9 protein-coding genes and 1 pseudogene are annotated in these 8,063 nt (G+C 60.8%); all 10 read right to left on the reverse strand.

Annotated features, from left to right (window positions below):
- Positions 1–51: 51 nt before the first annotated feature.
- On the reverse strand, positions 52–1,110 hold the full coding sequence (locus tag ON40_RS48695) for an HK97 family phage prohead protease (RefSeq protein WP_157186647.1): 1,059 nt from the start codon (positions 1,108–1,110) through the stop codon (positions 52–54).
- A 1-nt stretch (position 1,111) separates the two neighbouring features.
- A complete protein-coding gene (locus ON40_RS36110; RefSeq protein ID WP_040829823.1) occupies positions 1,112–2,437 on the reverse strand; it encodes a phage portal protein in 1,326 nt (441 codons plus the stop codon).
- Entirely contained in the window at positions 2,437–2,610 is a 174-nt protein-coding gene (locus ON40_RS53500) for a hypothetical protein (protein ID WP_169541963.1), read from the reverse strand. Before ON40_RS53500 ends, ON40_RS36110 begins: the two co-directional genes overlap by 1 nt.
- A 5-nt stretch (positions 2,611–2,615) precedes the next feature.
- Positions 2,616–4,088, reverse strand: coding sequence for a hypothetical protein (locus ON40_RS36115; RefSeq protein WP_040829824.1), 1,473 nt, complete (start codon positions 4,086–4,088; stop codon positions 2,616–2,618).
- Complete coding sequence (locus ON40_RS55020) at positions 4,057–4,446, reverse strand: hypothetical protein (RefSeq protein WP_051194096.1); 390 nt, start codon at positions 4,444–4,446, stop codon at positions 4,057–4,059. The genes ON40_RS36115 and ON40_RS55020 overlap by 32 nt, the downstream gene beginning before the upstream one ends.
- Positions 4,447–4,498: 52 nt before the next feature.
- Positions 4,499–4,939, reverse strand: a pseudogene (locus ON40_RS56320) (endonuclease domain-containing protein); the annotation flags it as partial.
- Between the two features lie 625 nt (positions 4,940–5,564).
- Entirely contained in the window at positions 5,565–6,215 is a 651-nt protein-coding gene (locus tag ON40_RS36125; protein WP_218008919.1) for an alpha/beta hydrolase family protein, read from the reverse strand.
- A 149-nt stretch (positions 6,216–6,364) separates the two neighbouring features.
- Positions 6,365–6,856 carry an endonuclease VII domain-containing protein gene (locus ON40_RS36130; protein WP_306305410.1) on the reverse strand — a complete coding sequence of 164 codons (492 nt, stop codon included), beginning with the start codon at positions 6,854–6,856 and terminating at the stop codon, positions 6,365–6,367.
- Complete coding sequence (locus tag ON40_RS53505; RefSeq protein ID WP_040829827.1) at positions 6,778–7,188, reverse strand: hypothetical protein; 411 nt, start codon at positions 7,186–7,188, stop codon at positions 6,778–6,780. Before ON40_RS53505 ends, ON40_RS36130 begins: the two co-directional genes overlap by 79 nt.
- 151 nt (positions 7,189–7,339) lie before the next feature.
- Positions 7,340–8,063 (reverse strand): AAA family ATPase (locus tag ON40_RS36140; RefSeq protein WP_505789617.1); only part of this gene is annotated, 724 nt, incomplete at its 5' end.

An 8,063-nucleotide genomic window follows, 5' to 3' on the forward strand; every position in this document is an offset into this window, starting at 1 on the left:
TGCAAGCCTCGTGTGGTAATCCGAGTGGGAGTATCCAAACCCCGAACTTGTTTACGAGCGTACGCCCAGCTTCGCCATTCGCTTTGCCATATGTCGGGTCATCGGAACGAACGGCGCTGATTCCTTCTCGGTGCCGGTCTTCTTGCCATCGGCATCCGGATTCGGGACATTCAGCACTCCGGCCAGGATCGGCTGTGCCGAATCCAGACCGCGATCCGATGCCGCGATCAAATCGAGTACCTGGGAGAGCGCTTGCCGGGTCGCCGGCGACATATCGTCACCACTTCGTATCTCGGTGGCAATCGCGTGCATCCGGGCAGCGTCCAGAGAGCTGAATGCCCGCTGGGCCGCTGAAATGCTGGTGTGCGGATTCGCGCCGAAATTCACAGCGGACACGTCGCCGCGGTTCAGGTCCAGTTCCACCATCGAGCGTTCGTCGTAGTCCGGGCTCCACTTCTGCTGTGTGACCCGGAATCCGATGCTCATCTCATCGATATCCCCGCGCTCCACCGCCAGCATGAGATCACGCGAATCACTACGGCGCTCGTCCAACTCTGAGCAGGTCAGGAGGCCCGAGCTATCCTCGGACAGTTTCAACGTGCCGTTCTTGGTCCGGGCGAGAGTCATGCCGCCGTGGTTGGTCAGGAATGCCGTATCGGCGCCGGCCGCGATCGACTTGCCGAAGGCGCCGCTTCGAACGACTTCGGAGTATTCGCCGAACATGTCGTACATCGTGTACGGCTTCTCGAAGGTGCTGGCGTACCCGGTCAGCTCGAACTTGCCATTGCCCATCGAGCGAATCTCGAACTGTGCCGGGTAGCTCCGCTGTTCGGGTAGGAACGGCTGGATGCCGCGGTAGGCCAGATCCACGAATTCGGAGTTCTGCTCTGAAATCTCGATATCGAAACCCTTGGCCGCGCTCTTGATGGCGTTCTCGATGTGCGTCAGTTGCTCAGAGGTGTACGGTGTGCGATTCTTCGCCTGGTTTATGAAACTCCAGGCACTTTTGACGTGAGCCTTAGTGTCCAGGGGATACCGGTGCACCCCGTCAGCCTGATATCCAGGGTCGGCATACGGAACATCACCGTAGGGCTTCAGATTCTTTGCCATCTCACTGTCCATCTGCGCCAGACTGAGGATTTGCCGGGGCACCGGTATTCGTCGGGTTGGCGCTGCCGGGATTCACCTGCTGGTTATAACTCGAATTTACCTTGACGCCCAGCTTGCTACCGCCGACCACGTTCAGATCCAGCGGGACCATGTTGACTTCATCCTTCTGAGCCTGAGTCATCTCGGGGAGGTTCAGGTCTTGTTCACGGACCTCGGTGGGTGTCCTGGTCTTCGCCGCGATTTCCTGGATGCGCACACTGGCCGCGGTCATGGCGTCGGTTCGGAGTAGCGCCTTCGGGTTGAACTGGACGAACACCCGGCCGGGGAGAAGTGGGTACAGAGCGTCTTCGATGCGCTTCAGCCAGAATCCGACGCAATACTTCACGAAGTCGATCGACCGCTGTTCCTGGTTGGCATAGGTCATGCTGTGGCCGGTCGGGTACCCCACCATCTCCGGCGGAACGGAGAAGAACCGGCAGATCTGCGCACCGGAGAGTCCCTGAGTCTCGATGAACTGGGATTCGTTCGCCTTCACCGTGATCGGGACGAACTTCAGGCCGGCGCCCAGCACGATCGGCGTGCGTCCGGTCATGTTCGCGATGATCCGATCTTTGATCGTCTGCGCCTGAACCTGGTTTATCTCCTGGTCGGACTCGACTACGGCTTTCGGAATCTGAGTGCCCTCGAAATACTGGTCAGCGAACTGGCGACTATTCAGATCGACACCCAGTTGCAGCGCGCCGTACGCCACCGGTGACAACCCGATCGGTACGCCCGGCATCGTCATGCCCCGCATGTGCCAGATGTCGGCGTTGGGCAGTCCCGTGCGCCACTCGTGATGCACCGTGCCGGGCTTCTCGCCGGGGGAGACCGAATCGTCCATGAACCGGTATTCCATGTATCCGGTCTGCCGGTTGACCTCCATGCGAACCAGGTCCGGATTCAGCAGGTTGACGCTGGTCGGATAGGCGCGGCTGTCATATCCGCCGATCTGCCCCAGGGTGTTGCCGCGTAGCAGCGCCGAGACAACCGCGGCGTGTATCCACTCGGAGAGTGTCAGGTCCGAGCCTGGCGACTGGAGTAGCGGCGGGTCGTCCACTCGCAGCGATACGCCCTGGTTGTTCGCCTTGCGGAAGGTTTCGAGCGGAAGCATCGAAATGGTGTTCGCCAGCAGCGCGACGCACGCCCAGACCGCGGGGACGACCATCGGGGAGTCGATTTCCGACAGGTTCAGTCGCTTGCCGGGCATCGGCGCGCCGGGGTACGGCAACACCGGTGGTTCGGGAAATGCTTGGCGGTATTCCCGATTGCCCAGAAGCCTGCCCATCACAGCACCTTGTCGAGAAGTACCAGCGCGCCGCCAACGATAAGGGCCGCGGGGGGATAGATCATGCCGACACCGACGCTAATCGCGACGACCCCGACGATACCTTGCAACGATCCCCGATTCCGGAGCAAGGCAACTCGGGCCCGGGTGAGCATCTTCCGAATGAATGTCATTGCGCTTACCATACGTTCTCAGCTACGTCTACATAGCCGCTGTTCTTCATGCTAAACAGATAAGCGGCGTTGGTGATTGCCTCCAGGCCGGTGATATCAGACTTCGACTTTTTCACGTCCCACACTTTCCCTTCGCCGAAGTCCCGGGATTCCGCGCCCAGCAACGCTTCGTTGATCGACTGCTGGTCGGGGTGCCGGATCGTCTTCGCCTCGACGCACTTGTTGTAGAACATCGAGAAAGCCTGGGAGACCTGGACACCTTTCAGCGGTTCCAGCGGAATCTTCGCCTTGACCAGTTCGTCTTCCAGTGACGCTGATGCGTTGCGCGGGTTGTAGACCACGGCTAGGGGTTTCCAGTTCGCGCACCGGGTTGTCAGATAATCGACCACCCACCGGGTTCCGCGCCCGTACTTGATGACCTCGACATGGAGCAGGCCCGCGCCATTGAATCCGGCCACGCCCACCGCGGCGCATTTCCCGAATGGCGCTACCGCCAGGCTGAACACGCGCTTGCCCACGATCTTCGAATCGGGGTCCAGCAGGGCATTCCACTCGTCCTGACTGATGACTTTGTTCTCTTCGTCGGGCGGGAAGTAGTCACCTACGGCCAGGTGTTCCTGACCGAATGAATCGAGTGACATCAGATCGAAATCCGATTTCAGTGCGCCCAGCATGTCCGGCCGGTAGTCCCAGCCTGGGTTGCAGAGCTTCCACCAGAAGGGGTCGTGGTAGTCCAGTTTCGACACGCCTTCGGGCAACGACCATTCGAAGAACGCCAGTTGATCGGCGTTGATGTGGTTGACGCCGCGGTGCCGAATCTTCGATAGGGTGCGCCCGTTCGGGTGCTTCTCCTTGTTGACCGCCGACGACATGAACCAGGCTTGCCCATCCGGCGCGGCGCCCAGGGTCGGCATGATGTCCTCTATTTCGGTCTCGGACAGGTCGTATGCCTCATCGAACACGACCTTCTTGGCGGGGAATCCACGACCCGAACCGCCCGCCCGAGCAATGAACTTGTACTCACGATCGTCTTGCATCACCACGCCTTCATGGCCGTGAGAGTCGGAGAACTTCTTGACCATGCCCATCAGTTCGGGCGGTCCCTTCTTGATGGCGTGCTTCAGTCGCTTGTACGAATCCGCGCAGGTCTTGAACTGGTGGGCGCTGTGGATCACCAGTTCTTCCTGTGTGATGAACAGCCAGCCCAGCCCAAGCGCCACCAGTATTTCGCCCTTGCCGTTCTGTCTCGACACAATGACGGCAACCTGTTTGGCAATGAGCCGACGCAATCTCGGATCAGTGTCCGGCGTGACCCGATGCGCAACTTCCAGAACCCACTTCTCCCAGGGGTCCAGGTGTAGGCCACACAGTTCCGCGAGAGCGATGAAACGTCGTCCGGTGCTTATAGGACTCTCGGGGTAGTGATACAGCAGCGGATACTGATTGTCATAGCTCTTGTATTCGTCGCATAACGTCATCGAACGAACTTTCCCGCGGCGCGGCGTTGTCGAGCTTGCCCACGCCCAGCTTGTGAAGGATCTGAGTCAGCGCAACGGCCTGTTGCCGAGCCTCGGATAGCGCGGCGTCGCAGGTCACTGTAATTTTCGCCGCGTCGGGTCCGATCATGGACTCTTCGGCAATCCGAATCCAGGTCTTGTTACTCTTCAGGGCCGCTTCCAGCCGGTCCAGCCGATCCACCAGACGGCAAACCTGAAGTGCGAGAGTTTGCGCCGCTGTGTCCATCGTGTAGGCCACGTTCAGTTCTTCCCACACGGTTTTTCCGTGCGCCGACAGTCGATCGACCTGCCTTTGCAACTCGTCCGTGTGCGCGGACATATTCGGCAGCCCCTTCCATCAGCTTCGGATCATCGGCGAAGCATCCGAGCCCGGCATTACACGAATGACACAGCAGCGCCCGAACGCATTCCTTGCATCCATATTGCCCCGGGCAGTGCGCATGATCGTGGTCGATTACCAGGTTGCTCTTGCGAGCCCCGCAGATAGCGCATCGGCCGCGCTGACGTTTGATCATCGCGCGGTATTCGGAAATCTCCAGCCCGTGATACCGCTGAACGTTCCGCTTCCGGGTATTCGAATCAGCTAGACGCTGGTCGCGGTGCTCGCGGTAGTACCTCTGGTGTCGGGTCAACGATGTCTTGTCGGATGCCAGCGGGAGATCATTTCCCGGGGGGTATGCCCCTTCGGGCTCGCCAGACCGATTTCGCTTCGCCCGGGGTGCTCCTGATTCACTCGAATTCGGCACGCAAACCACCGCATTTCCGAGTATTTTCCTGCAAAAAGCCCGATACCCCCCACGAAAGCCCTGCATATGGCCGCATTCGGCTGAAGATTTTTACAAGGGGGGGAGCGGACAAGCGCGGGCCAGTGTCCCTTGTCGTGTCCAAAAACCGCTTACCGGGTCTATACCCCCTGGTGGTATCGCCGGTACCCCGGGGTGGTATGCCGCCGGCGGGCGTCCGGAACGATGGCGTTTCGCACTCGGCATCGGTGGTGATGACACAGTGCACTGGCAGTGTCATCACATCAGTACGTGGGGGAGTGGGGCACGGGCACAGGGGCATGGTCATTCACCACTGCTCGCTGCATATATCGCCGGAATACCGCGGCGTATATTGGCCGGCCCGGGAGCGTATATCGGCCGGGATACCGCGGCGCTTGGCACGCTTGCGGGCATGGCCCAGTGCACTGCCAGCCTTGCGGTTGCATACGGCGTGCTCCCACCTACGCGGCCCATTGCCACCCCCCAGGGCGGTCGGTGTGACGTGACCAAGGTCCAGGCCCTGTTCGTGGTACATCGGGCGGTTGCATCGCGGACACGGCTTACCGGTGGGATCGGGCAATATATCGCGCCACCGCCGATGTGCCCGACCGTATATCTGGTTTCGGGTTTGCTTGCGCGATCCCACCGGATTCACCTCCGTATTCCACGCCGCTCAGCGGTACCAGACTCCCGAAGCGGTGTTGCTGTAGTCGTAGGCGTTGAAGTCGTACCGCGAGTGAGCACCGGCGAACAGGTAGCCGTACCATCCGGCGCTGGTGTCGCAGATCTCGTCATCGTGGTTGCAGACCTCCAGCACGGGCACACCGCCGAACCAGTTATCCGTACCAGCGAGCGGATAGCCGATGAGCTGATTTCCCGGCGTGCTCGACAAACCAGGACCACCGGGCCCGGCGTCGCGCTTCGGATCAGCCAGCAGCACGGCGTTGTAGTTCCCCGCTCCCTGGTTGTTCGTCACCCAGGCGTGAACGATCCCGGCGCCTTCGGAGTGGCCTACGATTTTGATGTGATCCGCCGGGCACTGCGAACGATGAAGCCAGAACAGCCGGTTCAATTCGTTGTATCCGCTCATCGGATCGGCGCTGTTGTAGCCCACCGGTTGATCACCGATCAGATAGGCGCTCGTCTCACCGGTGACACCCGGGCCGGCGAGCGTGAATCCACCCATGACAATCGACCAGGTGCCCGTACAGGGGTCGGCTTGCGCCTGGGCAGCACTACCGGCGATGGCAGGAAATCCGAGTGCCAGCAGCATTGCAGCGAGAAGCGCCATTGCTTTCCGCATGATCTTTCTCTTCTTTCTCACTCCGGCAGCCGTCGCGGTCCGATGCCGCTGTTGTGAGCTGTCCGGAAGTCCGGGAATCCCCATATCCGCGACTCAACAGGTTTCCCGCCAGTCGCCCGGAATCGCGGGATATGGGTTCCAGATGGCGAGTGCGCGCCATACCCCGTAGATTACTCATCGTTTGATCTCGGATTCAGAACGAATTGCGCGGGCGGGCTCGTCAGATAGAAGATGCCGCGCTCGAATGCTGCCGTATCGCCTCGAAGATGGCCCAGCAGGTTATTGCACGGTCGGCAGAGGATTCCGCGCACCGATCGCCGTTTGTCGGTAATCGTGTGATCGTGATCGACGCTCAGCCGTCGCGTTTTCCCGGTGGCCCGCTGGCAGATGAAGCACTTTCCGCCTTGTGCCTTCAGGATGGCCTGATATTCGTCGCCGGTGATGCCGTAGGTCTGCTCTATCCGGCGTTCCCAGGCCCGATCTCGCTGTGCGTGGGCAAACAGCCTCCGGCATGTGGCACACCGCGGCCCCGGTGCTTTCACGCTCGCGCGAGCCCGGCCGCAATCGGTACAGCGTTGCATGATCAGAATCCCGGATCGTCGGATGCGTATCGGGGTGGCTCGGGTGCCAGCGCGGCGCCTTCGGGTGCGGTCAATCCGCATCGGTGTTCTCGGAGCACATAACCAATCTTCGGGAACGGCTCGTCAGCGATTGCGATCGAATGACGCCGGTAGATGTGTGGCTCGATCACGTGCCATGTCCGCAAGCGCAACAACAACGCGCCGAGTTCGCCTATCTGGGACAGGTGCGCCGGGTCGCAATGGATCGTCAGCGCGTCATACCTGAGCACTTTGAGCCCGGCCCCGCATCCCCGGCAGCGTCCTTTGCCTCCGATGTACTGAGAAGCGCCGGCGGGGTAGCGATAGGGCGCGCGGGTTCTCACGGCGTTCTCCCCGAAGAGTGCGGATTCTTGCTGTACTTCCGGAAACTGCACTCTTCGCACTCTTCGGCGCGCTGTACTGTCTCCGCAGCTAGAAGAATTACGAAGATGCTTTTATATACGTCAGAGATGCACGAAGAACGCGAAGAGTGCGAAGAGTGCGATGTACAGACTCGGGCGCACTCTTCGGGCGCACCCTTCGGGACTACGGAAGAAGCCACAGCCAACCACCGTCCATCGCGTGTTTCTTGCTGGTGACTCCCAATCGGCGCTTGGCTCGTCCGATCTGATCGCGCGAGAACCCTTCAGCTCCGGCCGCAGCCGTCACGGCTTTCGCGTCAGCGCTGCCGTGGTTCTTGGTCAGGTATTCACGCAGCCATCGGCGGCAGTCCTGCGTATCCACGTCGCCGGCGTTCAGTACGAACGACTCGTGCATGTGCTCGCGCATCGTCTTGCCGGACGGCCCGAGCAGTTGCAGGCACGGCACCGAGCCGATGGGATGTGTGACCGTGACAATGCGGAACTGCGATGCTGCTACCGGCGCCGACACGTTTGACTTCTCCGGTCCGAGAAGGATCACGCCAGTCTCTTCGTCCTGTTGCGCGAACAGCGTGCTTCGGGCTTTCTTGCGAAGCTCGCCGGTGATGCCGTAGCGGTCGCGCGGATTCGCGCTGGCAACACGATTCGTGTGCGTCAGCAGCAACATGGCCGCGCCGGTACGCTGTGCGGCCTCTTTCCATGGGTGCAGCGCCTTGCGGGCTTCAGCGGGGTTCTGGACGCGTATACCGGCCGGGATCGTGTCCAGCCAGCAATCCACCACGCACAGCGCGTACGGTTCACCGTCCTCTACCAGATCCATGTCCGCAGGGAAGATCGGTGCGCCGGACCCGTCCTGTTCGGCACAGATGACCCATACCCGGGTCAGATCC

Origin of the sequence: Nocardia jiangxiensis NBRC 101359 (assembly GCF_000308615.1) — a bacterium.
In the GTDB taxonomy this organism is placed as follows: Bacteria; Actinomycetota; Actinomycetes; order Mycobacteriales; family Mycobacteriaceae; genus Nocardia; species Nocardia jiangxiensis.